This is a genomic window from Robertmurraya sp. FSL W8-0741, assembly GCF_038004005.1.
Classification (GTDB): domain Bacteria; phylum Bacillota; class Bacilli; order Bacillales; family Cytobacillaceae; genus Robertmurraya; species Robertmurraya siralis.
On sequence record NZ_JBBOQG010000001.1, the window covers coordinates 786978 to 813103 of the forward strand.

At 40.9% G+C, this 26126-nt stretch carries 14 protein-coding genes; 7 read left to right on the forward strand and 7 right to left on the reverse strand.

Annotated elements, in window-relative coordinates; all coding sequences use genetic code 11:
- Positions 1-103 precede the first annotated feature (103 nt).
- A complete protein-coding gene (locus NST02_RS03835) occupies positions 104-901 on the forward strand; it encodes a reverse transcriptase domain-containing protein (protein WP_340948080.1) in 798 nt (265 codons plus the stop codon).
- Between the two features lie 33 nt (positions 902-934).
- A complete protein-coding gene (locus NST02_RS03840; RefSeq protein ID WP_340948081.1) occupies positions 935-1513 on the forward strand; it encodes a group II intron maturase-specific domain-containing protein in 579 nt (192 codons plus the stop codon).
- A gap of 543 nt (positions 1514-2056) precedes the next feature.
- On the opposite strand, the gene NST02_RS03845 is transcribed toward NST02_RS03840, so the two are convergent.
- The 3 genes from NST02_RS03845 to tagU form a co-directional block, all read right to left on the reverse strand.
- Entirely contained in the window at positions 2057-2602 is a 546-nt protein-coding gene (locus tag NST02_RS03845; RefSeq protein ID WP_170943622.1) for a competence protein ComK, read from the reverse strand.
- 407 nt (positions 2603-3009) lie between these two features.
- Complete coding sequence (locus NST02_RS03850) at positions 3010-3312, reverse strand: hypothetical protein (RefSeq protein WP_095311930.1); 303 nt, start codon at positions 3310-3312, stop codon at positions 3010-3012.
- 343 nt (positions 3313-3655) lie between these two features.
- The gene (tagU, locus tag NST02_RS03855; RefSeq protein ID WP_340948086.1) at positions 3656-4612 is read right to left on the reverse strand and encodes a polyisoprenyl-teichoic acid--peptidoglycan teichoic acid transferase TagU; all 957 of its coding nucleotides are present in this window, start codon (positions 4610-4612) and stop codon (positions 3656-3658) included.
- Between the two features lie 288 nt (positions 4613-4900).
- On the opposite strand from tagU, the gene NST02_RS03860 reads away from it, so the two are divergent.
- The 3 genes from NST02_RS03860 (at position 4901) to NST02_RS03870 (ending at position 14473) form a co-directional block, all read left to right on the forward strand.
- Positions 4901-6106 carry an S-layer homology domain-containing protein gene (locus tag NST02_RS03860; protein WP_340948088.1) on the forward strand — a complete coding sequence of 402 codons (1206 nt, stop codon included), beginning with the start codon at positions 4901-4903 and terminating at the stop codon, positions 6104-6106.
- A 22-nt stretch (positions 6107-6128) separates the two neighbouring features.
- On the forward strand, positions 6129-10349 hold the full coding sequence (locus NST02_RS03865) for an endonuclease (protein WP_340948090.1): 4221 nt from the start codon (positions 6129-6131) through the stop codon (positions 10347-10349).
- A gap of 623 nt (positions 10350-10972) precedes the next feature.
- A complete protein-coding gene (locus NST02_RS03870) occupies positions 10973-14473 on the forward strand; it encodes a S8 family serine peptidase (RefSeq protein WP_340948092.1) in 3501 nt (1166 codons plus the stop codon).
- Between the two features lie 716 nt (positions 14474-15189).
- Here the strand turns inward: NST02_RS03870 and NST02_RS03875 are convergent.
- Positions 15190-15312, reverse strand: coding sequence for a hypothetical protein (locus NST02_RS03875; RefSeq protein WP_340948094.1), 123 nt, complete (start codon positions 15310-15312; stop codon positions 15190-15192).
- 83 nt (positions 15313-15395) lie between these two features.
- Complete coding sequence (locus NST02_RS03880) at positions 15396-16676, reverse strand: S-layer homology domain-containing protein (protein ID WP_340948096.1); 1281 nt, start codon at positions 16674-16676, stop codon at positions 15396-15398.
- Between the two features lie 346 nt (positions 16677-17022).
- Here NST02_RS03880 and NST02_RS03885 point away from each other — a divergent pair, with 346 nt between their 5' ends.
- Together NST02_RS03885 and NST02_RS03890 are read left to right on the forward strand one after the other, a co-directional pair.
- Positions 17023-19167 (forward strand): 5'-nucleotidase C-terminal domain-containing protein, encoded by a 2145-nt coding sequence (locus tag NST02_RS03885; RefSeq protein ID WP_340948097.1) that lies wholly within the window; start codon positions 17023-17025, stop codon positions 19165-19167.
- Between the two features lie 770 nt (positions 19168-19937).
- Positions 19938-22448, forward strand: a complete 2511-nt coding sequence (locus NST02_RS03890) for a phosphodiester glycosidase family protein (protein ID WP_340948098.1) — start codon at positions 19938-19940, stop codon at positions 22446-22448.
- 393 nt (positions 22449-22841) lie between these two features.
- Here NST02_RS03890 and NST02_RS03895 read toward each other — a convergent pair whose 3' ends face one another.
- Together NST02_RS03895 and secA2 are read right to left on the reverse strand one after the other, a co-directional pair.
- Complete coding sequence (locus tag NST02_RS03895) at positions 22842-23729, reverse strand: accessory Sec system S-layer assembly protein (RefSeq protein WP_340948100.1); 888 nt, start codon at positions 23727-23729, stop codon at positions 22842-22844.
- A gap of 25 nt (positions 23730-23754) precedes the next feature.
- Positions 23755-26124, reverse strand: a complete 2370-nt coding sequence (secA2, locus tag NST02_RS03900) for an accessory Sec system translocase SecA2 (RefSeq protein ID WP_340948102.1) — start codon at positions 26122-26124, stop codon at positions 23755-23757.
- Between the last annotated feature and the right edge of the window lie 2 nt (positions 26125-26126).

Below are 26126 nucleotides of genomic sequence, written 5' to 3' on the forward strand. Positions count from 1 at the left end.
TAACTGGGGAGGTCTCACGAGTCTGTACCAAAATCCTGTAGTGATACAGGACTGGACGGTGAGAAGTCAGCAGAAGCCGTAGTAGTGAAGACATCTCACGAAAATGAGAAAGAGCGAAGGGCTGAACAATTTTATCGTTGTAGAAATCTTAATTGGGGAAGGAAATAGACCACTGGCTAATCGCGGAAAAGTGGATACCGAACCACGAGAAAGAAAGGAAATAACAAACATGCATGAAAGAAAATTACTCGACAAAATACTCGATAAGGACAACCTTGAACAAGCATTTAAGCAAGTCAAAAGAAACAAAGGTTCTGCAGGTGTGGATGGTATGACGGTGGATGAGTTAGCTCGATATATGGTGTTAAACAAGGATGAAATGATTCGTCAAATCCGAAAAAGAGAATACCAACCACAGCCAGTCCTAAGGATTGAAATTCCAAAATCAAATGGTGGAAAACGCTTATTAGGAATTCCAACTGTCCTAGACAGAGTGATTCAACAGGTGATTGCACAAGTACTAACACCGATTTTCGATAAACAGTTCAGCGAATACAGCTACGGTTTCAGACCGAGACGTTATGCCGAAATGGCCATCCTAAAAGCGTTAGAGTTTATGAATGATGGTTACGATTGGATGGTAGATATTGATTTAGAACGTTTCTTTGATACTGTACACCATGATAGGTTAATGAATCTCATATCGAGAACAATTGATGATGGGGATGTAATCTCACTCATCCGCAAATTCTTGGTGAGTGGCGTACAAATGGATGAAGAATATAAAGAAACAGTAATAGGTACTCCGCAAGGAGGAAACCTATCTCCCTTACTCAGTAATATCATGCTGAACGAATTGGATAGGGAATTAGAAAATCGAGGATTACAGTTCGTTCGCTAAGCTGATGACTGTATTATTATGGTGAAGAGTGAGATGTCAGCTAAACGAGTCATGAGGTCTGTATCGAGATTTATCGAAGAAAAACTAGGGTTAATTGTAAATGTGGAAAAATCGAGAGTGACGAAGACTAGTGACCCTGACATGAAGTTTCTAGGGTTTGGATTCTTTAAAGACTATCGAGCTGATTTGTATAAAGCAAGACCACATCAAAAATCCCTAGAAAGTTTTAAGTTCAAACTTAAGCAACTCACAAGAAAGAATTGGAGTGTCGATACAAAGTATCAAGTGGAGCGAATCAATCAGTTAATAAGAGGATGGGTCAATTACTTCAGGGTGAGTTATATGAAGACTGCGCTTGGTAAGGTAGATGCCCATACAAGATTTAGATTGCGAATGTGTATCTGGAAGAAATGGAAAACAGCGAAAAATCGCAAGAAAAACCTTATTAAATTAGGTATGGATAAATATAATGCCTATAAAAACAGCCATACAAGTAAAGGTGCGGCACGAATCGCTAACTCATGGGTACTCGGCACGACTATAACAAATAAGAGATTAGCCCAATTTGGACTAATCTCTAGTCAACAACATTACATTAAAGTGCATGTTTAGTATAAAATTGAACCGTCGTATACGGATCCGTACGTACGGTGGTGTGAGAGGTCGGATGATCAATTAATGATTATCCTCCTACTCGATGGCTATAAAAAAGGCTCTATAATATTGATTCTATAATATTTGTTAGGGTTATCACACCATTTAATGTGCAAAAAAAGAGCACGATATCGCCCATTCTTTTATACTTGAATTGTCGAGAAACGAGTATAGAGTGGGCATACTTGCATGATGAATTCTAACATATTTTAACCTAGGTTTGAAAAAGTGATCGCCAAGAAGATAGTTAGGGATAACTATTGCATTCTAAGATACTTGAAAAAATTTGCTTCCATTGTGTGACATTAAAAACTAGATTCATGGAGTTAGTTGAATAGAAAGTATGCTTCAACCTTCTAAAAACAACAATTGAAGACCTCACTTGAGCAAGGTCTCCAATCACAAATGTAAAAGTGATCATGCTCTGCATAAAACACTAACTAGATTGAGCATCATTTACACAACTTATTCCATATGTAGGCTACATAAACATCGTTATCTTCATTTCTTCTCCGCCTTATTCATTTCCTTTTTCAGCTTTAATAATAATCTTTGCTTTTTCACTAAGTATTGGGTGATCGGGTAGCGATCAGGGCCAACGGTTAATCGTTTATATTGGTCGGCTGTCGTCAGCTTATGGTTGAAGGAAGACTGCTGTCCTGGAATCGAGAATGATAAGTCATTCATGAACAAAATCAATGTACGTGCTCGTAAAAAGAATGTTCGTTTAATATGATCAGGGTTGAACCATATATTATCTTCATGAAATCGGGATCTTGTTGGGAAAAGGATAATTTGTTCAATCGGGTCAACGACAATTGGGCAAAGGTGGTTTTTACCAAGGAGCCATTTAGCGGTATCAAGGGCGCTTTTTAAGTTATAGCCATTGCAGCGAATGCTGTAATCAATGACATTCAGCGGGGGAAGAGTGACAACAAATAGACGATCTTCTTCTCTGACTAAGGAATAGTGGTTCCCGTGTCGATCAAAAATGCTAGAAATACAGATCATTTTTGGCGATATTCGATAACTTTCTTTTAAGTACAATGGTTTCATCCTCCTTAAATTTATTAGCCCATCCGCACTTTACTGGTTATCATCACTCTTAAAATATATGACAATCAGCCTATACAATAGCTCCTTTTCTTCTAAATTAGTGAAAATGGGTCTAAATACCTCAATACAAAAATACTATTATTTGGAAGATAAATCAGCTAATGAATCAGTAAAAATGTGACAAAATTAGTAAATTTTTCAAAAATAAAAGAAGACGAACTCTATAGAAATTAAATATAGAGACCGTCTTCTTTTGTTTGCCTTCAAGAAAAGGGATGGCTTCTCCCATAAAGAGAGCAATATCCAAAAAGGTTGTTTTTTTTAGCAACACATCTTACAGTCAACATATGATAATCAAGCGCTGACGACTTTCGAGCTTATTATAAAGTGAACATGGATTAGAGAGCCTCAGCTTTATTCGCTTTAGCTGCATCAACCATGAGCAAAATGGCAGTAATAATATGCATGACCATTCCTACAAACGGAATCCATGCAATCGCAGATGTGACGATGCCAAGAATACTCCCATGCTTACTCTCATTATCTCGCAAAGAAAAAACTAACGTAATAATATGCAATATCCCCATTAGCATTAAAGGTGTCCACAGGTATGCAAGGACAATCGAACCACCGATAATCGGAATCCCCAAAAATGCTTCAAGCCCTCCTGTAACCCATTTTAAAATGGTTGAAACTTTCATTGCGCACATAACCTCCTCTTACGATCTAAATGTGTCCATAACTAGCGAAATGGATGAATGAATAATGAATGATGACGAATGGACGATTTAAGTATATCAAACTTCTTTTACCTATAGGGGCAAACTAGTGAATTTCCTTTGTTCAAAGACGATGTGTAAACGGGCACACCATGAACATGACGGCTCAAGCCACTTTCCATCAGTGAAGACAAACGCATAGCAAAGAAGCTTGCTTACTTACTCTGCAAGCTTCAGCGTGTTGCCAACTCTTAAGGTAAAAAGCCTTCGGAGCAGTGAAGCACCGAAAACAGGGAACGTTTGCGTCCACTTTGCCACATGTCAATTATGGATTCTTTTTGCTTTCAACGATTTCTAAATGCTCTTTCAGCGCTTTCTGAATCGTTTCTTTCTCTTCATCAGAAACAATGAGGTAATAAATCGAATGGATGCGTGTTCCTTCACCGGTAATCGTCAGCTGCTCCATTTCCTTCGCTGCATCCTTATAATTCTTTTGAATATCGATCATTTCGTTAAAGGTAAGATTCGTGCGGATATTTTCCCCAAGTGCATTGAAAATATTTTTATAATTGGTCAAGGAGGATAAGCTAGCCCCTTCTTTAATGACCGCTTCGATGATTTGCCGCTGTCTTAATTGGCGCCCGAAATCACCTCTCGGATCTTCGTATCTCATCCGCGTATACAACAATGCTTTTTCTCCGTCCAAGGTGATTTCCTTTTTTGGGAAGTGGACGCCCTCAATTGTAAAATCCAAATCATTATCAACCGTGACTCCGCCGACGGCATCGACGATGTCTTCAAAGCCCTCCATATTTACTTGCAAATAGAAATCGATCGGGATGTCTAAAAAGTTTTCAACCGTGTCCATCGACATTTTCACTCCGCCAAAGGCGTAAGCATGGTTGATTTTATCCTCCGTTCCACGCCCGATAATTTCTGTGCGCGTGTCGCGGGGAATGCTTAACATTTTGACTGATTGCAACGTAGGATTTACGGTTAATACAATCATCGTATCGGAGCGCCCCCGATCCCCTTCTCTTTCATCGACTCCCAGCATTAAAACCGAGAAGGGCTCCTTATCCTTTAGAGTAAGATCCTCGACTCTCTTCTCAGACACTTCTCGCTCGATAGGTTCGTGCATCGTATCGACCGTGTCTGTCAAAGCTTTATACACAGAATAGCCATATGCTCCCACCGCAACTAGAAGTAAAAGGGAGAAAACTCCGATGATCTTTACCCATTTTTTCCTCTTCTTTTTTGCCTTTGCTGAGCGCCCTTCCATAAACGAATTCCTCCACGGGTTAGTATAATTGAACTATATCAAATTTCATGAAAATAATATAGAAAAACTCATATACCTTTTCATTAGAATGCACAAAAGTAGGCGATTTCACACTTGTGAATAGATAGATACGATCAGCGCAAGTAAAGATTGATGAGAAATTTTTACAGCGAAGTAAATATATTTAAAATATTATTAATAGTTCGAATTGTCGTGGTTGAACTATTTTTCATTTGCTAGAATTAGCAATGGATCGTATATAAAAATTTGAAGAGGAGGTTAACGAATTTGAAAAAGTTTGCGAAAAACCGGAGTGGCAGAGTTCTCATTGCTTCTGCGATTGCAGCAGGTTTTCTCATTATGGGTGTTCAATCGGCATCTGCTCAACCATTCACCGATGTTTCTGCCAAATATGCCGAAGCGGTCGGCTTTTTAACTGAAAATGGCGCACAAGGGCTGACCGAGCGTACATTTGGTGTGAATGAGGAGATTAAGAGGGTCGATGCGGCTGTCTTAATCGCCAACACGCTTCAGCTTGACACAGATAAGGCTCCGGAATCAGGGTTTACGGATGTTCCGAAGAGAGCGCAAGGGGCCGTCAACGCATTGAAAGCACAAGGAATTACGTCCGGAAAAACGAACACAAGCTTTGGTTCCGCAAATTCCATCACCCGTGGGGAGCTGGCGCTTTGGCTGCAAAGGGGATTTCAGTTAACTGGCAAAGAAAGTGAGCAATTCACAGACGTTTCGCCGCGATACAAAACCGCAGTTTCAGCGCTCCTAGAGAATCGGATTACAAATGGAATTTCAAATCATCAGTTTGGTACGAACAAACCTATAAAACGTGGGGATTTCTCTATTCTTGCCTATAAGTCCTTCATTGCTAATCAATATTCGAAAGTCCAGCCGCTTGAATTAAAATCAATCAACGGCACAACTGTACAGGTAAAAATAAAGGGTAAACTGACGATTGCACGCCCATCCCTTTTTCAATTTACCGGCGGTCTTGATGTAAAAGAGGCTCGCATTATTGCGAATAGCGAAGAGACAATAGTTGAATTAACGACATCTCTTCAGAAACCGGGGGAAACCTATAAACTAACCGTATTTGGACTTCTTCCCGTAAAGGGTGAGCTTTCTTTCACAACACCACCAACGACAGATACGCCAACGAACCCGGGTAATCCTGGAATCCCAGGCAATCCTGGTAATCCAGGAGGGGAGCGACCTGGCGGGAGCTACACCGGTAACGATTTTTCCGGAACTGCTGCCAGCCCGAAAATTTATAACGGCGATGTCACCGTCAATCTAGCGAATATAGCTACGCTCAGCCATTCGGTCGTAAAAGGGAATCTTACTTTGAGCGGGACAGCAGCGCCGAACCTTACCTTGACAAATATAACCGTTGAAGGCGATCTCGATTTATCAAAGCTCAGCAATGCGGTCAATCTTGAATTAACAAACGTAACGGTTGCCGGAGAAACCACTTTTTAATAAAAATGAGGGAGATTGAGAAATGAACAAAAGGAAATGGAAGAAGTGTCTTAACTTATTTTTGTCATTCGTTATCACGGTCAGTCTCATCATACCGGTCCATTCCTCCGCCGCAACCGCCGCAGTCGTGGCAGATGATTTGCTGATTTCGGAGTATATTGAGGGGTCAAGCTTTAATAAAGCGATAGAATTATTTAATGGGACAGGCACGGCGGTTGATTTAAGTGATTATACGTTGGAGCTCCATACAAATGGTGCTGCAACAGCCGGAAACAGGCTTGCTTTATCAGGTACACTGGAGAATGGAGAAACGTACGTTATATCCCATTCGTCTGCAAATCAAGAAATTAAAGCTGTAAGTGATCTCGAGCATTCAAGTGTTATAAATTTTAATGGCAATGATCCAGTTGTCCTTCGAAAAAGTGGTGAAGTGGTCGATTCCATCGGACAAGTTGGTAAAGATGTTGACAATATGAAGGATGTCACCCTTGTCAGAAAACCGCATATCACAACGGGAGATAAAGTCATTGACGACCCTTTTGACCCGAGTGTCGAGTGGCTTTCCCTTCCTACTAATGATACATCCAATCTTGGTCGTCACACTTTTGGAGTGGAAGCTCCAGATGAAGAACCTGAACAGCCTGAGATTCTTTCGATTGCAGATGCGCGCAAACTTTCATTAGGCTCTACTGTAGCGGTTAAAGGAGTTGTTGCGGCAAAGCTGAAGAATACGATTTCGATTCAGGACGAGACAGGTGGAATTGCTGTCAGACCGACGAGCTTGAATGCTGCGGTCGGTGATGAAATGACGGTAACAGGGAAACTGGCTGACTACCATGGATTATTGCAGCTCGATTCCGCTGTCATCGTTAACAAAGTCGAGAATGTCGGAACTCCTGCACCACTTGAGGTGGAAGGGAATGAATTGAACGAAGACTTAGAATCACAGCTTGTTGTCGTAAAAAATGTCCAGTTAACAGAGGTTGATGACGGCGGTGCTTGGGCTAATTTTACCGCAACAGATGGAACGGGCGAATTTCTTGTTCGTGATGAAAACAATCATTTGGGCTTAATGAAAGGCAACACATATGAATCGATTACCGGAATTGTCCAGCAATATGATCAAAGCTATCAAATTCTTCCGCGCTCCATCGCCGATATTGTAGAGGATAGCTCGGTCATCCAGCCAGTAGTTGCTTCACCGGGCAGCGGAACATTTGTGAACGGCACAACGGTCGCACTGGCGACAAGCACAAAGGATGCGACCATTTATTATACATTGGATGGCAGCGATCCGATTGAAAATGGCATAGAGTACACTTCTCCACTGGAAATAAAGGAAGATACGACTCTTAAAGCCGTTATCAAAACAGTTGATGGGCAATGGGGAGAAGTGCAGACCTTTCAGTATAACATAACAGATGCCCTGAGAATACATGATATTCAAGGAGCGGGCCATGTAAGTGAGTATGAAGGACAAACAGTAGAAGGAATTGAAGGGGTTGTCACGTATTCATTCTTTTTAAATAGCTCCAACTATTATCATATTCAAACACCGGATGACCAAATGGACGACGACCCTGCCACATCTGAGGCCATCATTCTTTACAGTGGCAACAAGGCTTGGCCGATTGAAGTCGGGGATTTAGTCTCAGTTACGGGAATGGTCAGTGAGTATGCCATTGATGGTTATAACGATCGTCAGGAAACAGATTTAAAGATGACGCAAATCAATGTTCGTGATGATCGCGGCGGAAATGTAGAATTGATTGAAAAAGATGTTCCGTTGCCTGAGCCGATTTTAATTGATGAAAGCAATTTACCGACGGAACATATTGATAGTGATCATTTACAAGTCTTTAACCCAGATGTAGATGCGATCGATTTTTGGGAAAGTCTTGAGGCGATGAGGGTCCAAGTCGGTAACGTCAAAGCGGTCGCCCCGCAGGAGCATGGCGATTTGGTCACCGTATTAGAAAGTGCTCCAACAGATACGATTCATGGCGGTGTATTATACGAGGAAGATGATCAAAACGCCCATCGCATCCATTTCCGCCTTGAGCCGAACGGACCTGCCCGCAATTTTGAAGTAGCGACAGGTGATCGCTTCAATGGTCCGATTACAGGTGTCGTCGGATACTCTTATCAAAATTACAAAATTTACACTTCATTGGCTGAAATGGAAGATGCTTTTGAAAGAGGAGAAACAGAGCCGGAAACAACATCGATTGTGAAAGCTCTGAGGAAACTAACCGTGGCTTCTTATAATCTCGAGAATTTTTCCAACAACATAAGCCAAACCTCTAATGATAAAGCACAGAGATTAGCGCGGGCATTTGTTGCCGATATGAAAAATCCCGATATTGTCGGGGTCACAGAAGTTCAAGATAACAACGGGACAAACGAAGGGGATTCAGATGCCTCCGAGAGTTATCAACGGTTGATCGCTGAGATTAAAAAGGCAGGTGGTGTCGAGTACGATTACGTCAATATTAACCCGATCAATAACCAAGATGGGGGTGCGCCAGATGCTAATATCCGTGTCGGATTCCTGTATAATCCTGAACGAGTATCACTCGTTGATGGCATTCCTCACGGAGATGCAACAACGGCTGTCGGCTTTGAAAATGGCAAATTAACGCTTAACCCAGGGCGAATTGATCCGACGAATCCGGCCTTTAACAGTAGCAGAAAGCCGCTCGCAGCCCAATTCCATTTTAACGGCGAAGATGTGATCGTCATTGCCAACCATTGGAATTCAAAATCAGGTGACACGCCGTTATTCGGAGCTATTCAGCCGCCTGAATATAAAAGCGAAGTGCAAAGGCAGCAAATTGCCCAAATTGTTTATAATTTTATACGTGACATAAAAGCGAAGGACCCGCAAGCGAATGTCATCTCACTAGGCGATTTCAATGATTATCCATTTTCCAAGTCGTTGAAGATTCATGAAGGCGATTTAATGACGAACATGATAAATAAGGTCCCTGCTGCTGAGCGATACACATATGTCTATCAGGGGAATTCACAAGTATTGGATCATATTCTCGTCTCGAATCATCTTGCTGCAAAAACGGAAGTCGATATTCTTCATATCAATGCGGATTTTACGGATATGGCAGGACGAGCCAGTGATCATGATCCGGTTATGATTCAAGTGGATCTCGCCGGCGACATGGTTGAGGCAGAAAAAACGTACCATCTGGTGGCATTTAAAACGAATAAATTAACGATTTCATCAGAACGTGTCGCCCTAACATTAGCTGCTTCATCGGAAATCAAAGAGGCGATCTATCTGCACAGTCAATACACTGAACTAAAGGGTGCAGGCTTGAAGGAAACAACGATTGTCGTTCAGCCGTCTGAGCCAAATGCCATTCTCGATTTTAACGGCAACGAGGTAAAGCAGGTCATGATTGACGGAACGAATGTGAAAGAAATACGCGGTGCCGAGCATATTATCGATCACATTCAATACAAAAACGGAGCAACTCCAGAAGCGATTAAGTTCACGGATTCGAAAGGAAAGCTTATCAGCTCTCCTTCTTTACCGGAAGCTGCCTACTATCAAGCGGCCTTTGGTAAAACAGGTGCCGAGCTGAAAAGCACGCTTCACAATATTATTAACGATCATACGATGCTCCCTTACAGCACGGTTTGGGAAGCGTTAAAGGAAACCGATGAAGACCCGAACAACCCGGATCATGTCATTCTCTTCTATTCGGGAATTTCCCGCGCAAAATCGAGCAATGGCGGAAATGTCGGGCAATGGAATAGGGAGCATGTTTGGGCACAATCGCACGGAAATTTTGGAACAAGCATGGGGCCGGGAACCGACATCCATCATTTGCGCCCGACAGATGTCCAAGTCAACAGCGCAAGAGGAAATTTAGATTTTGACTATGGCGGCAATCCCGTTAAAAACTGCGACGGCTGCTTGCGCACATCGCAATCATGGGAACCCCCTGATCGTGTCAAAGGCGATGTCGCACGAATGCTCTTCTACATGGCTGTCCGCTACGAAAGCGATGATCGGGTAGATTTAGAACTGAATGATTCATTAAACAACGGTTCAACGCCTTACCACGGGAAACTATCCGTTCTCCTGCAATGGCATGAACAAGATCCGGTCGACGACTATGAACGCAACCGTAATGACATCATCTATGAAAACTGGCAACACAATCGCAACCCCTTCATCGATTACCCGGAGTGGGCAGAAGACATATGGGGTGAAATATAATAGTCCAGAAACAGCACAGGCATGGAGCCTGTGTTGTTTTTTTACTATTCCTTATTGTAGGCGGAATGAATCTTGGCAAAGTCAGGGCGTCAGTATTGTTAAAGTGGATGTTGTCGGGGTGAGTGCACGAAATTGCGTGTGAAATCATCCTAAGCCCCATGAGCTTGTTTCTGAGCAATGTCGTGTCAGCCGCCCAACGTTCTCTTAATTGGTGACGGCACAATTATTTATTATACAGACGCAATTCGGTGCCAAACACGCGCAATCATTGCGAGAATCAGCGTAATCCGGAGTCAAGCGCGCAATAGAGCGTTAAACCAGCGCAATCCCGTGTCAATTGGCGCAATCCTCAAGAAAATCAGTGCAATTCCGGGCTAAACACGCCTAATCATTGCGAGAATCAGCGCAATCCCGCACGAAACTCTCATGCAAACCAAATTAAATACTAGTATTTTAGCGATAAACAATGAAACTATTTAACCAAAAAATAAAATAATAGTAAATATAGGTAAATTTATGAAACTATTAACAGTAAAATAACGTATAATTATATGTATGCGTCATTCCGGAACCATTTTTTGTTTCTGGACTCTCGTATCTATTACATTCAAGGAGGCTAGAAAATGAAGAAATCTATCAAAGGGAAAGGACTGGCAGTTGGACTAGCGGCTTCGTTAGTCATAAGTTCATTCCTGCCGGGAATTTCTCTCGCTGCTGAAAAGGGAGTTGGTGAACGAACCTATGAACAGCTTGAACGCTTAGGTCTTAAACAAGACGAAGTCAAAGCCAGCAATGTGACAAAAGGTGAAGAGCAAAAGTATGCGGACAACCAGCTCGTCATTAAGTACACAACTCCTCTTTCTGCTAGTGATCATCGCAAAGCTGGCGGTAAGCAAGTGAAAAGGTTCTCGAGCTTGGGTTATGATGTCATCGAGATTCAGGGGAAAAATACTCTAGAGGCGGTTGCGAAGGCATATGCGAAACTGCCGAACGTTACATCTGTCTCAAGAAGTGCATACGCAAAGCGTTTAGGAACCGTTGATCCAAAGGCTTCATCGATGTACCATTTGAAAAATTTAAATGTGGCCAAAGCACAATCGATGGCCGGCAAAAACAAGGTAAAGGTTGGGGTTATTGATACAGGAGTTTACGCTAACCATCCTGAATTGAAAAATCAGATTGTTGCCAATAAAAATGCAATGGACCCAATGAAAAAAGGGTTGGCAGATACTCACGGCACCCATGTTGCTGGGATTATTGGCGCGGAAAAGAATAATGGAGTGGGAGGATACGGAATTGCTCCTAATAGTGATATCGTCTCCATCGATGTATTCAACCGTTCAATGTTTGTAACAGACTATGTTATTGCCGAAGGGATTTTAGAAGCCATTCGCCAAAAGGTTAAAGTTGTCAACATGAGTTTAGGTACTTATATGCCATCACCGATTCTACAAGACGCTGTTCAAAAAGCGATCGACAGTGGCATTGTGATCGTTGCAGCTGCAGGGAATGATGGAGAGAGCATTCAAAATTATCCAGCATCGTTTGATGGTGTCATAAGCGTTGGCGCAACTGATTCAAGCAATAAGCTCGCATTTTTCTCTACATATGGGCCATCAGTTGATGTTGTCGCTCCAGGACATATGGTTTATGCACCTGTATTTGATCCAGATAAAGGCGCTTCATTTGTTGAGATGAGTGGAACATCTATGGCATCACCTGTTGTGGCAGGTGCGGTATCACTTTTATTATCGAAACATCCTAATCTAACACCATATCAAGTAAACTATATTTTAACGAAGACGGCTAAAGATCTTGGAGATAAAGGCTATGATTTAAAGTATGGTTATGGAATGGTAGATTTGGAGAAGATGCTATCATTTGATCCAAAGAAAATTCCAGCAAATCCTGCTGTGAAAGAAAGTGAAAAACTTTCTAAAGCAAAAGAACTTGGTGAGTTTGAAGAGAAAGAACTCTCAGGGAAAATTACAAAGTTAAATCAAGAAGATTTGTATAAAACGACTGTTAACAAAGATGAGTATGTTCAAATTAGCCTTGAAGGGGCAAAGAAATTTGATCTTAAGTTCGAGCTTCTGTTCTTCAAAGAAGGGCAAACAAAGCCTGCCAAAGTGAAAGAAATCAACGATGCTATTGAGGGAGCAACAGAAGGGACTTTATTCAAAGCTCCTGATAACGGTACCCTCGTTGTAGCTGTAAAGGATAGCTTCGGAAAATATTTGGAAGATGGTCAATACACGTATAAGCTACAATTGGAAAAGAGTGAGCAATTACCAGAGGATACAAACACTTTTGATAATCCAGTAGTGATAGATAAGCTTCCGTATAAGAGTGGCCTTGAGTTTTACTATGTAGATGAGAAAGAATTGGATGAAGAAGTAGAGGAAAATGGCGATTCAGACTTTTTCCAATTCACGATCCCTGGAAGTGAAGAAGCTGGTCCGCAGTTAGTGAAAATTGATCTATCTGGCGTACCTGGAATTGACTCAACGATTATTCTTCATGCGATTGAAGAAATGGATGGTGAGGAATTCCAATATGAAATGGAGATGGTGTCAGATCAAGGATTTGGCCAAGGTGAGTCCTTAACATTTGTTGCTTATCCGGGACAAAAGTTTGTTGCTGAAATTACAAACAAACCATATTTCTCTGATTTCTTCTTCCTTCTTGGTGCTGAACCGGTAATCGATAAGGAAAGAAGCTATTCTTCTTTAAAACCTTATGGAATTTCCATTGATTATAAGGAAGCAACAGAAGATGAAGATGGTCTTCCATTGGATATGGAATATCCGGAAGATTATTTATTTGAAGACGATTTTGAAGGGTATCAACAGAAAAAAGCTGAGTTGCGCTCAAAAGCTTTATCTGGAGAAAAAGCCATAGATGCATTCGATAGCGAAGATGCAGTGGATGATGAAGTAAATGAAGAGCTGCAAATGATTATGGATTTAGCGATACCTTTTGAGGAAAATGAAACAGTTACAGGCTCTCTTCAAATGAGTGGTGACCAAGATTGGTATGCCTTCACTCCAGAGGAAAGCTCTATTTTTGAATTGTCTATGAACAATTCATCCAGCTACAGTCCTGTAGGAATGGAAGTTTATAAATATGATCCAGACGCGAAAGATATGACTTATCTCTATACAAATGTATCGATGCCATTTGACGGTCCGGCAACGTATAAAGATAAATTCACTGTAGGTTTACAGGAAGGGGAAACATATTACTTTGTGGCTGTAGACCCAATGTACCGTCCTGTATACAACCCATATCGCTTTACGATTAAGTCAAAAATTAAAAATGTTGCAGACCAATTCGAATCTAATGATACTTTTGAAAATGCAACAAAGATTACAACAAAAGCAATCACTGGAAACTACTCTCTCGTTGGTGACATTGATATCTATTATTTCAAACCAGGGAAAGAAAGCATTTACGGGGTTAGCGTAACACCAGGTGCCTTCCCGGCTAAGTATAAAAATGCACCAGATGCACAAAAATCAGAAATTGACCCTGTTTTAGCGATTATTGAAGATACGAATGGCAACGGCAAGCTTGATCCAGATGAAGAGGGCAGAATCACTTTAATTGATAACACTCTTTATAATCAAGAAGAGCGTGGAAGCTTCCGTTCGAAAAAGAAAGCTGGTTACTTCATTGTTACGTACGATTATGATGGAAACAATTCCTCACTAAATCCATACGTTTTAAAAGTTACCGAGGCAAATCAAAAGGATGAAGATAGCGGTTCAGTAGTTAAGAACAACATCCCATCGAAGCCGTTATCACTTAAGCGTCCGGCACCAAATCGTTATTATGCAACCGGATATATGAACATGACCTCTAACAAAGGGGACGTGGACTACTACAAGTTTGTGGCAAGCAAAGATACTAAGCTGACTCTAACTTTAGAATTGCCATCAGATTTAGATGGCAAAGTCACTGTTTACAATGCTAAAGGAAAAGCAGTCGCAAGTGCTGACCATTATGGCAAAGGCGACGATGAAATCCTGCCGCTGAACCTGAAAAAAGGAACCTACTACATCAAAGTCGAAGATGTGATGGGAGCTGCCAGCACAGAACCATATCGACTCGTTTTAAAATAAGTCAAACAATGCCAATAAATTGTCATCCATTTGACCATTTATTGGCTTTTTCTTATTACGTCCTCAAGAATCCGTTTTTAAAGATTGCAAGGGTTTTTTTGGGTGCTTGGCTGGCTAACAAACTTTAGGGATTAGGCACGAAACAATTCGTTGCGGTCGAATGAGAGCTGTATTAGACATAAATCGAAGTCACCTTCCCGAGTTTGCGGTCGAATGGAAGTTGTATTAGACATAAATCGCAGTCAATCTCCGAGTTTGCGGTCGAATGGAAGACGTATTGGACATAAATCGAAGTTAATCTCCCGAGCTTACGGTCAAATGGAAGACGTATTGGACATAAATCGCAGTCAATCTCCGAGTTTGCGGTCAAATGGAAGTCGTATTAGACATAAATCGAAGTCACCTTCCCGAGCTTGCAGTCAAATAGGAGTCATATTGGACATAAATCGCAGTCAATCTCCCGAGTTTGCGTTCAAATAGAAGTCGTATTGGACATAAATCGAAGTCAAATTCCCGAGTTTGCGTTCAAATAGAAGTCGTATTAGACACTAAACCAAGTCAATCTCCAGAGCTAGCGGTCAAATGGAAGTCGTATTGGACACGAAGCCAAGTCAATCCCCCGAGCTAGCGGTCAAATGGAAGTCGTATTGGACATGAAGCCAATCCAATCCCCAGTGTTCCCGCCTAATTAGAGCAGCATTAGACGATAAGCGAAGTCAACCCACCTCCCCGAATTTTCGCTCAAATCGCAGCAACACTGGAAGCGGAACAAAGTAAAAAAACTCGCATCCGACCGAATCAATCACACCAAGATTTAATCCAACTCCTAATCCATCCAACTTTCATCCTCCCTTATTTCATTATAAAAAAAGCGCAGACCCTATTTGCTCACGGGTCTGCGCTTTTTGTGTGGGGACTGGGTTTATTCAACGGTAATGTCAATTGTTAAAGTAACGGTGTTGTTGCTCTTATCTGTGAATGGTGCTTGAAGGACATAGTTTCCTGTTGGAATGATGTCATAGTTAGGGTGGTCGACTAGCTTCCACTTGCTATCTTCATAAACCAATGTTCCCCATGTTAGACCTTCTCCAGGTTTAGCAGCTTCAACGTCCGTGCTTTCAAGAATGACTGTTACTTCTTGTCCTTCTGTGAACTGGTCGACTACTTCTAACTCAAGACCGTTTAAGTTAGCTACGCCATCTGTTGCAGGTAGTTTAATAGTCGTTTCAGTAGCACCGTCGAAATCAAATGTGAACGGTGTGTCAAAACCTTCTAATGTCACAGAACCAGTTGTGGCGACAGGCTTTGCATAGTCGAATGCTGCTTGAATGTCGTCAACGAAAATCGTTCCTTCTTTTCCAGCGAGGTCAGCATGATCGACAATGATGGATGTACGATCCTCAGAAATCGTAATCTTCGTTGGCAATAGCTCCACTACTTTATTAGAGCCTGCTAACTCCATTTCTAATAATAAGAAATCAGCAATATCTTCTTCTGTTAAATCTTCTGCAAGTTCTTCGTCGAATGTAATAGAAAGAGATGATGAATTAATAAGTTCCATTGACTCTGCATAGAAGAAATAAGAATTATCAAAAATAAACTGAATCGTATTATAAAGAAGGTTTGCAAAATCTCCACGTTTGATATTTTGCACAGCACCGAACGATGTTTTTGTAACTCCATTTGTAATGCCTGTTCCGTATAATGCTTCAATTGACTTTTGGAAAGTACCGCCAGCATCTGTGAATGGAGTAGGAGCTGCAAAATCTTCTAACCCAAAGCCAAGTACAAGAATTTGTGCCATTGCACCACGAGAAATCGGTTCATTAGGGGCAAATTTTTCTTTTGTAAAACCTTTAACAATGCCCTCTGCAGCTAAAGCATTAACAGCACCAGCTACTCTTGGGAATAAATCTTTAAAGCCAGCATCCTTAGCATTTTCTGTATCTAGACCTAAGGTGTTTGCTAAAATTACCGCAGCATCACCGCGTGTTAAGCTTGAATTAACACCAAATGAAGTTGTGCTTTTTCCTTTAACAATCTCATAATGGTAAAGAAAACTAACTGCTTCATCGTAGCGAGGACCAACATCCGTAAATTGATGCTGTCTGATTTCTTCAGCTGATGCAAAAGGTGCGATCGCAGTTGTAGCTAGAGCTATTGTTGCACTTGTGGCGATGAATTTTTTATGAGAGTTGAGCATTCAATTGTTTCCCCCTGGAAATGTAGTTTAATTTTTTTGTAAAGCTTGCCTTGCCAACTTATATTAGCAAAAAAAGTGAAATTGGAATATCAGTAAATAATCCCAATTAAGGGATAAATCTGGGGGCATTTATCAATGATGTAGCAACCTTGCTTATTGGAAAAAAATAGCATATCATTAAACTATAAATTTTTTTCACGAATTGTGTAAATTTTAAGTAAGTTTATCCTCTAGCTATTCATTTTTGCTATAATAATAGATGGTATTTGCCAATCCTCTACAAAATCTTACACGGTTTTGTAGTGGGCGAATCAAAAAAACGTTCGCGGTAAAGGGAGGATAACAGATGAGTAACGGAAGAACATTATTTAAAAAATTCATAGCCACTGCTACAACTGCAGCTTTGGTTACGGCGGTTGGAGCCAGTGTTTCTGCTTCATCTAACGGGTTTACAGATGTGCCAGAACGATATCAAGAGGCAGTGGATTTCTTAGTTTCCAAAGGGGCAAACGGCTTAACAAAAACATCTTTTGGCATTGATCAGGGCATTAAGCGTGTCGATGCAGCAGTTCTATTGTCGAATGCTTTAGAATTGGATATAGAAAATGCTCCTGCTTCCAACTTCACAGATGTTCCGGCTCGCGCTGAAGGTGCTGTAAATGCACTTAAAGCTGCAGGGATTACAAATGGAAAAACAGCAACAAAATTTGATTCAAATAGTACGATCACAAGAGGTGAAATCGCTATTTGGCTTCATAGAGCCTATAAGCTAGAGGGCGATGTGAATATTGGCTTTACAGATGTGAGTGAAAGATACGCAGAAGCAGTTAAAGCTTTAGTTGCAAACAACATTTCTGTTGGATTTTCGCCAACAAAGTTTGGCACAGGCCAAGCAGCGAAGCGCGGCGACTATGCACTGTTACTGTATAAAGCTTCCCAATTAGAAATGGACGGTTTTGCCTTAACGATTATGCATACAAATGATACACATGCTCATTTAGAAAATGCGGCAAAACGGGCGACAGCCATTAAGGAAGTAAGAGCGGAAAATGAAGATGCTCTTCTTTTAGATGCAGGTGATGTTTTTTCAGGTACTCTTTATTTCAATAAGTACGAAGGACAAGCCGATCTTGAAGTGATGAATTATTTAAAATATGATGCGATGACTTTTGGAAATCACGAATTTGATTTAGGTGCAAGTGAGAATGGACATAAAGCATTAGCTGAATTTGTGAAGGGTGCAGACTTCCCACTTATCAGTGCGAATGTTGATTTTTCAAAAGACCCATTATTTAATGATATTTACAAAGCTGGTATTGGTGATGCTAGTGATGAAATCAACGGTTTAATCTTCGATGGAATGGTCAAAGAAGTAAATGGCGAAAAAATTGGGATTTTCGGTTTAACAACTGAGGAAACGGTTGAAATTTCTAGCCCTGGTTCTATTGAATTTACGAACTACATTGAAGAAGCACGGAAAATGGTTTCAACGTTTCAAGAGGAATATGGAATTAACAAAATTATCGCCGTAACCCATTTAGGATTTGATGATAGTCTTGATTTCGATAATGACTTAGAGCTTGCCAAGCAAGTGGATGGCATTGATGTTATTGTGGGTGGTCACACTCATACGAAACTAGATCAACCAGTACTGGTTGAAGAAGGGGAAGAACCAACCGTAATCGTTCAAGCGAACGAATACAGCAAATTCCTCGGTGTTCTTGATGTGGTCTTCGATGAAGATGGAATCGTGACCCATTATGCTGGAGAGCTTATTGATGTAAGTACGAAAGCTGAAGATACAGCTGTGGTAAACATTTTAGCGCCATATGCAGCTGGTGTTGAAGAAATGGAAAATGAATCGATCGGTGTTGAAGCAGTTGTTGCGCTAGATGGAGAACGCTCCAATGTCCGCACAAAAGAAACAAACCTTGGTAATTTGATTACAGATGGTATGTTAGCTACAGCTAAAAGCATTAATCCAAACACAGTAATAGCTGTCCAAAATGGTGGAGGGATTCGTGCTTCTATTGAAGCGGGCGATATTACACTCGGTAAAATTTTAACAACCATGCCTTTTGGTAATACATTAGGAATTATGAATTTAACAGGAGCAGAGATTATTGCCGCTCTTGAGCATAGCGTTAGTCAAGCACCGAATGAAAACGGTGGATTCCTTCAAGTTTCAGGTTTGAAATTTACTTATGACAGCAGCAAGCCTGCAGGTGAAAGAGTTGTCACAGTCGAAGTAAGTGATGGAAACGGAGGCTACGCTGCAATCGATGAAACAGCTTCCTATTTTGTTGCTACGAATACCTTTACTGCTAAGGGTGGAGACGGCTATGATGTATTTAAAGCAGCTTACGAAGATGGTCGCGTAAGTGAGCCAGGTTTTGTTGATTATGAAATGTTTAGAGATTACTTACAAACTCTTACTGAGGTTAATCCTACAGTTGAAGGTCGAATTGTCGATGTAAATACAGCTGAATAATCTCAATGAATTAAACCAACTTCAAGTTCCATTTTGGACGCTTGAAGTTGGTTTTTTGTTGGGGGATACCATAGTGCTAAGTCTAGTTGATGAACGTCATGCCTAGACCGATAAATGGACTGTTTTGACCGATATATTTGTATAAGGACCGAAAAAATGAAAAAAGGACCGAAATATTTCGATGTAGACCGATATCCAGAAAAGAGCTTCATTTCGTATTTGTCGACTCGCATCGGATCGAAGCATATGCTGGTCAAAACGTGACGTTTAAATATAAGGGTTTAGCGAATCTGCTAAATCCTTTCATGCTTCTACTTTTGCTCACGCGTTTAGTAGATTTAATTTTACGTCATTAAAGTAGGCTCAAAAAAAATAACAAAATCGTATAGAACATGATATACCTGAAATGCAACCTATTTTTTTATCCAAAACAAGAAAAATTTTCATATTCTATCTTGTAACATATCCCTTATATGGTAAAATAGTTATGTAATATATCTTCCATTAAGGCGATAGATGTGGGACGATGGTTGGTTCTGGCCAAAAAGATATCTGCTTGCTTAAAGCAGATATCTTTTTGTCTTTATAGGACTATTCCCGATCTTGTTAATTATTTTTTGAATGTTACGAAATTTTAAAATAACATTACACTGTGAAATCTTTTTGTAAAAAAATTTGTCGAAGTATTGGGATTTGTGGAAAACTAGGTTATAATTGGAAAATGATAGGTTGTTATTTTTGAAGTTTAAAAGAGGGGTTGGTTACACCAAATGAAAAAGAAATATCTCATACTAGGCCTTGCATTACTTTTTATGCTGCCGACTAGTACAAATGTAGCAGCAGCCGAAACGAATCAGCAATTAACGCCGGGAATTAAATTAACGAAACAAAGCACAACAATTTCCAAGCAGAAACAGTCGGTAAATATATTGGACGTTAATTTAAGTGACCCTTACACGACCGTGAACTTTGGCGTATCAGACCCAATTACGAAATTAAATCCCGTTACTACATTAGCAAAATTACATACTCGCGACAAACATCATGTCGTGGGAGCGATTAATGCTTCTTTTTTCCATATGGATAATGGCAATCCTACTTATTTATTAGCGACTAAAAATAAGATTAATAATTTAGGAGCTGTCTCCGGTGCTGACACAGGTTATATGTATACACCGGCAGCCTTTGGCATTGATAAAAACGGAAAAGCGATTATTGATAAGTTTAAGCTGAAAATTTCGATTTCACACAGTAATAAAACATACGAGCTTACGGATTTCAACCGTCAGCGCAATCCAAATGAAAGTATTCTCTTCACCAAAAGTTTCCGTTACAGCAATACGAGGACGAATGCTACCGGATTGGAAGTAGTCGTAACCGGATTGGACAAGAACCTTGATCCAGGAGCAACCTTCGGGGAAAAAATAACGGGTAAAGTAACATCCATTAGACCTTATGGAAGAACTTCAAGCGCGATGATTCCGAAAAATGGTTTCGTTATTTCGGCCCATGGATCAAAGGTAGAGCAAATTAGAGCGTTAAAGGTCGGCGATCCGATCTCAATTACCGTCGATATCGAGGATAAGTGGAAAGGCTCTGAATTTATGCTCGCGAGCGGTCCGCTTTTAGTTCAGGGCGGAAAAGTGAACATGAGTATTAACCCAACGAGTCCACGTGCAACGCAAAGGGAGCCGCGCAGTGCTGTGGCAGTCGATAAAACGGGTAAGCGTGTTTTCTTAGTCACTGTTGATGGAAGACAGAAAAATCATAGTGCAGGGATGACGCTGAAAGAATTTAGCAATTACTTATTGAGCAAGGGAGCCTATCAAGCCATCAATCTAGATGGGGGCGGTTCTACAACGATGGCGGCTAGATTGCCAGGGAACCGTTATGCAACCTTAATTAATAAGCCGTCAGATGGAAGACAGAGGTCTGTATCTGCTATTTTAGAAGCTATTAGTACGGCTCCATATGGAGACGCCGTTTCATTTAGTGCAGCCTCATCAGCAGGTGGGAAATTGGCAATTGGTGGTTCAACAACCTTTACAATATCGAATGCTTTAGATTCTTATAATAATCTGCTTACCGTTAATTATGATAAAGTTTCCTATACGGTCGAAGGTGGCATTGGCAGAGTAGAGGGAAATAAATTTATTGCAGAAAAAGATGGGACAGGCTCTGTCACCGTTAAATATGGAAAAGCACAAAAGAAAATCCCGATTACGGTTACGGCACCTGCCAAAATTACGATTGAACCGAGTTCTATAAAAATCGGAATCAATCAAACACAAAATTTATCAGTTAAAGCCTTTGATTCAAGTGGAAAAGAACTGAAAATTAGTCAAAGCAATATTAAATGGAGTACAAAGGGAAATGTTGGGACATTCTCAAGCAATGGGGCGTTTAAAGCTGCATCTGCTCCAGCGAGCGGCAGCATCATTGCCCAGCATGGGACAAAAAAGGTTGAAATTCCTGTATCTGTGACGAATAAACCAACACTTCTTGATGGCTTCGAATCGGCCGCAAAATGGAAAGCTGATAGCGTGCGTGCCAAAACATCTATTGGGCTCATGAAAGACGGCACCCAAAAGGATGGAACTGGTTACTTAAGATTGAACTATGATTTTACGAATCAGAAAGGGACTGTAGCTTCTTATGCAGTGGCAGCCAGCCGCATTAAAATGGATGGAATGCCTCATTCTATCGGCTTATGGGTTTATGGTGATGGCAATAATCATTGGATCCGAGGACGATTATATGATGCAGCAGGAAAAGAAGTGATTGTCAACTTTACTGAAGAGGGCGGGCAAAATTGGATCGGCTGGAAGTTTGTCCAAGCAACAATTCCGAAAAACGTTAAGTACCCTGTCTCTTTTGAGCGGATTTATGTCGCAGAAACAAAGGATACAAACAAAAATAAAGGGACCATTTACTTTGATAAACTGCAGGCGATTTATCATACCCCGTATACAGAAAACTATTTTGATACAAGCAAGGCTACAAGCACGGTCAGCACTGAAAAGAAGTGGACAGTCGCTTTTAACATCGAATTGGATGAAAAATCGGTAAGCGGCAAATCAATCTTTGTCGAGGATGTCCGGGGCAATCGCCTACCGGCTACGGTAAAACTCGCTGCTGATAAAAAATCAGTCATCGTGGAAGCTCCAAAAGACGGCTATGCAAAAAATACAGCCTATCGTCTCGTCATATCAAGAGGCGTAAAATCAACGGAAGGAGCTCCGATGAAAAAGGATTACTACGTCCTCTTTAAAACAAATTAAACAAAAGGCCTTTCCGATAAGTCCTTAAAATAAAGGAAGTGGAGAAAAACAGTTCGTTTTTTCCACTTCCTTTTGTATTTTTGACGGATTCAATTAAAAGGAAGCTACTATCAGTGTGTTGTCGGCTCATACCTGGCTCCGCGATCAGTATGGTTAACCAGTTAAGGAAAAGCCCCGATTAAGGTATCAATTTCTCCATAAGAACGTAGAGGCACCAAAACCCCACGTATCCGCCTAGAGAACGTCCCAGACCCCACATCTTCCAAGCAATGCTCTGTAACCTTTAACACCTTAAACAGCGGCTGGAAGCTAAATATAAAAAACAGAACACCACGTGAAGTCTGTGTTCTGTTTGAGTGGGCAAGTCCAACTATTACTGAGCGGATAGTCCGTTTATTGAACGATCGATGCTCTCCAGTTGGAGAAATCCGGATTGTCTTTTTGCACAAGCTCTTTTGGAAAGACAAACGTCCAAGGTTTCGTTGTGTTAGCTTTCACTTCAAAGTTTTCCAGCTTAAATCCGCCTTGTGCGACAAGGTCATTGGCCGCATCCTCAACTTTTAATGGGATTTGCTGAAGATTGATGGTCTTTTCATTGCCATTTCGAATCAGGATCGTTACGTGTAAATCGCCATTTTCATTAAATCTCGCCTGCAGACCCATGAAATTGACTTCGCCATTCTTTGGTGGCTGTAATGAATCGACAAGGTTCTCAAGCTTATCCTTTTCCTCTTGCGGAAGGGCAGACTCCCAATTAGGATCTAAATCAAGGGCATGCTTTGTCTTCAATTCAAAGGCTAACGTCCAATTTTCTTTGCTAAATTCAGACTTTTTGAGCGAGCTAGCTGGAAATAAAAATTTCCACGGTATGCTGCTCTTTCCAGGCAATTCTCCGATGCTGCTTAAGTCAAAGTTATGTCTTGCAATGATTTCATTTTTAGAATCTAAAAGGATAAGTCCAATGTCTGAAAACCGTATTCCTTTATTTAGGCTATTGCGCACGAAAGCGGTCGCCTCAATCCCGCCCTCCGCAAGGTTTAACTCGATTCCTGAAATGGAAAGCTGGTTTGCCTTTAGTGGAGGCAATTCATTATTCAAAAATCGAAGTACATAAGACTCCTCATTACTTAGTTTCCACGAAGGATGAACAAATAATTCCGTATGAATCTCCTCATCAACAGAATTTTCTTTTTCGTTCATCAGTTCATCGGAAGAAACACTACTATCTAAACCTGTTCTTTTTACATCCTTTGGATCTTTTTTCTTAAAAATAGAAAGCATTTGCCATTCTCCTTTTAGAGTAAAGCTAGATTTGTTTACTTTGATTAAATTCCGGAACAATTCTTTGTGCTATTTGTAAAGCAGTATCTTTTTGGATTTTGTGGAATGTATATGTGAATAATTCTAATCCTTCTTTTTGATACAGCCTCATTGGGTCCTCCTGCTGATAGTAACGGAGCCCGATGCCTTCTTTTAATCGAGACATCGATTCGAGGTGTTGAATCCAATTATAATCCAAAATGGCAATCATTGTGCCCTTTAACGCATCTTGGAAGGAGTCATCCTCTTGATAATTATCAATGATCCTTTCATACTTCTCAAGGGCTGCGGCGATATTTTGTTGAATCTCCTTCTTACTAAGCGGACCATCTGCTGCTAGTGAAATCTCTTCGCCTGTAATCAGGCTATTAACGGTTTGCGATAGTTCAGCGAGATTCCATTCGTCTGCATCCATCTCCTCGACGCAAATTCGCTCCACCTCATGTTCAACAGCCTCTTTGAGCATCGGAATGAAGATCGCGACCTGATTTTCTTCTTCAAGCATCCGGTTGCGCAATGTATAAATAATTCTTCTTTGTTCATTAATAATATCATCAAGCTTTAAATTATATTCTCGCATCGAGAAATTGGCACCTTCAACAATGCGCTGAACTCTTGTAACAAATTCATCAATCTTACTGTTCATGACTAATCCATTTTCATCGACTTTAAGGCTCTTCTCCAGTTTTTCCAAATCATCCTTGGCGAAGCGTCTAAACATGTCATCCTCTAAGGAGATGAAGAACTGACTTGAACCTGGATCACCTTGGCGTCCAGCTCTGCCTCGCAATTGGTTGTCAATTCGTCGGCTTTCATGCTTTTCGGTTCCGAGAACGTGAAGCCCGCCTAGTTCAGCAACACCTTCACCTAAAATGATGTCAGTACCGCGTCCGGCCATATTGGTGGCAATGGTTATATGACCACGTTGTCCAGAATTGGCAATAAGCTGAACCTCCTGCTCAACACTTTTCGCATTTAAAATCTCATATGGAAGCTTTGCCTTATCAAAATACTCGGCGACTTTCTCCGATTGTAAAATAGAAGTGGTGCCGACAAGTACCGGTTGTCCAGTTTTATGGCGTTTCTCTACTTCAGCGGTAACGGCCACATATTTCTCATGAGCAGTCTTGAACACCTTATCTTCTAAGTCCAATCGGATTTTCGGTTTGTTCGTTGGAATTTGACAAACGGACATCCCGTAAACCTGCTCAAATTCCTTTTCCTCCGTTTTCGCAGTTCCCGTCATACCAGCTAGATTTGGATACATTCTGAAATAATTTTGAATCGTAATCGAAGCTTGAGTTTTGTTCTCTTCGGTAATTTCTAACCCTTCTTTGGCCTCAATCGCTTGATGCAGTCCATCACTTAAGGTTCTGCCATCCATTACCCGACCCGTAAACATATCAACCAGCATGATTTTTCCATCACGAATGATATAATCAACATCCAGTGTGAACATCACATGGGCGCGGACCGCTTGAATGACATAATGGTACAAGGTTTGATGCTCTAACTCGTATAAGTTATCAACGCCGAATGCCTTTTCGACTTTTTCGATTCCTTCTTCCGTTAAGCTGGTTGCTTTTGTTTCCTCATCATAGCTATAATCAACATCTTTAACAAACCGTTTTGCCAAGCGCGCTGCAATATAATGCAGGTCCGCACTCGATGGCATTTTCCCAGCAATAATAAGAGGGGTTTTCGCTTCATCAATAAGAATACTATCGACTTCATCGATTATCGCATAGTGATATGGTCGTTGAACCTTTTCTCTTACATCTCTCACCATATTATCCCGTAAATAATCAAACCCAAATTCTGTTCCGACACCATAAGTGATGTCAGCTTGATAAGCTAGAACTTTTTCTTCGGGCTGCATCAGTGGGACGTTGATCCCAACTGTTAATCCGAGAAATTCATGGATTTGTCCAATGATTTCACGATCTCGTCTTACGAGGTATTCATTGACCGTAACAACGTGTACGCCCTTGCCTTCCAGTGCTCTTAAATAACTTGGAAGGGAAGCGACAAGGGTTTTCCCCTCACCAGTGGCCATTTCCGCTATATTGCCGTCAGAAAGGGCCAAGCCACCTACAAGCTGGACGTCAAAGTGGCGCATGCCAAGAATCCTTTTAGAGGCTTCGCGGACAGTTGCGAACGCATCAGCTTTAATATCATCAAGGCTGCTTCCTTCATTTAATTGGTTTTTAAATTCAATGGTTTTATTTTTTAATTCTTCATCAGTTAGTGACGCATAATGCTGTTCCAAGCCATTTATTTTTTCAACTATTTTGTCATATTTTTTTAATCTTTTCTCGTTTGTGTCTCCAAATGTATTTTTGAGAAACGTGATCATGT

Bases quoted from the DNA above. Each gene is read 5' to 3' on its own strand.
- NST02_RS03835 (WP_340948080.1), top strand. From the start codon at position 104: ATGAGAAAGAGCGAAGGGCTGAACAATTTTATCGTTGTAGAAATCTTA.
- NST02_RS03840 (WP_340948081.1), top strand. From the start codon at position 935: ATGTCAGCTAAACGAGTCATGAGGTCTGTATCGAGATTTATCGAAGAA.
- NST02_RS03850 (WP_095311930.1), bottom strand. From the start codon at position 3,312: ATGAAAGTTTCAACCATTTTAAAATGGGTTACAGGAGGGCTTGAAGCA.
- tagU (WP_340948086.1), bottom strand. From the start codon at position 4,612: ATGGAAGGGCGCTCAGCAAAGGCAAAAAAGAAGAGGAAAAAATGGGTA.
- NST02_RS03865 (WP_340948090.1), top strand. From the start codon at position 6,129: ATGAACAAAAGGAAATGGAAGAAGTGTCTTAACTTATTTTTGTCATTC.
- NST02_RS03870 (WP_340948092.1), top strand. From the start codon at position 10,973: ATGAAGAAATCTATCAAAGGGAAAGGACTGGCAGTTGGACTAGCGGCT.
- NST02_RS03880 (WP_340948096.1), bottom strand. From the start codon at position 16,676: ATGCTCAACTCTCATAAAAAATTCATCGCCACAAGTGCAACAATAGCT.
- NST02_RS03885 (WP_340948097.1), top strand. From the start codon at position 17,023: ATGAGTAACGGAAGAACATTATTTAAAAAATTCATAGCCACTGCTACA.
- NST02_RS03890 (WP_340948098.1), top strand. From the start codon at position 19,938: ATGAAAAAGAAATATCTCATACTAGGCCTTGCATTACTTTTTATGCTG.
- NST02_RS03895 (WP_340948100.1), bottom strand. From the start codon at position 23,729: ATGCTTTCTATTTTTAAGAAAAAAGATCCAAAGGATGTAAAAAGAACA.
- secA2 (WP_340948102.1), bottom strand. From the start codon at position 26,124: ATGATCACGTTTCTCAAAAATACATTTGGAGACACAAACGAGAAAAGA.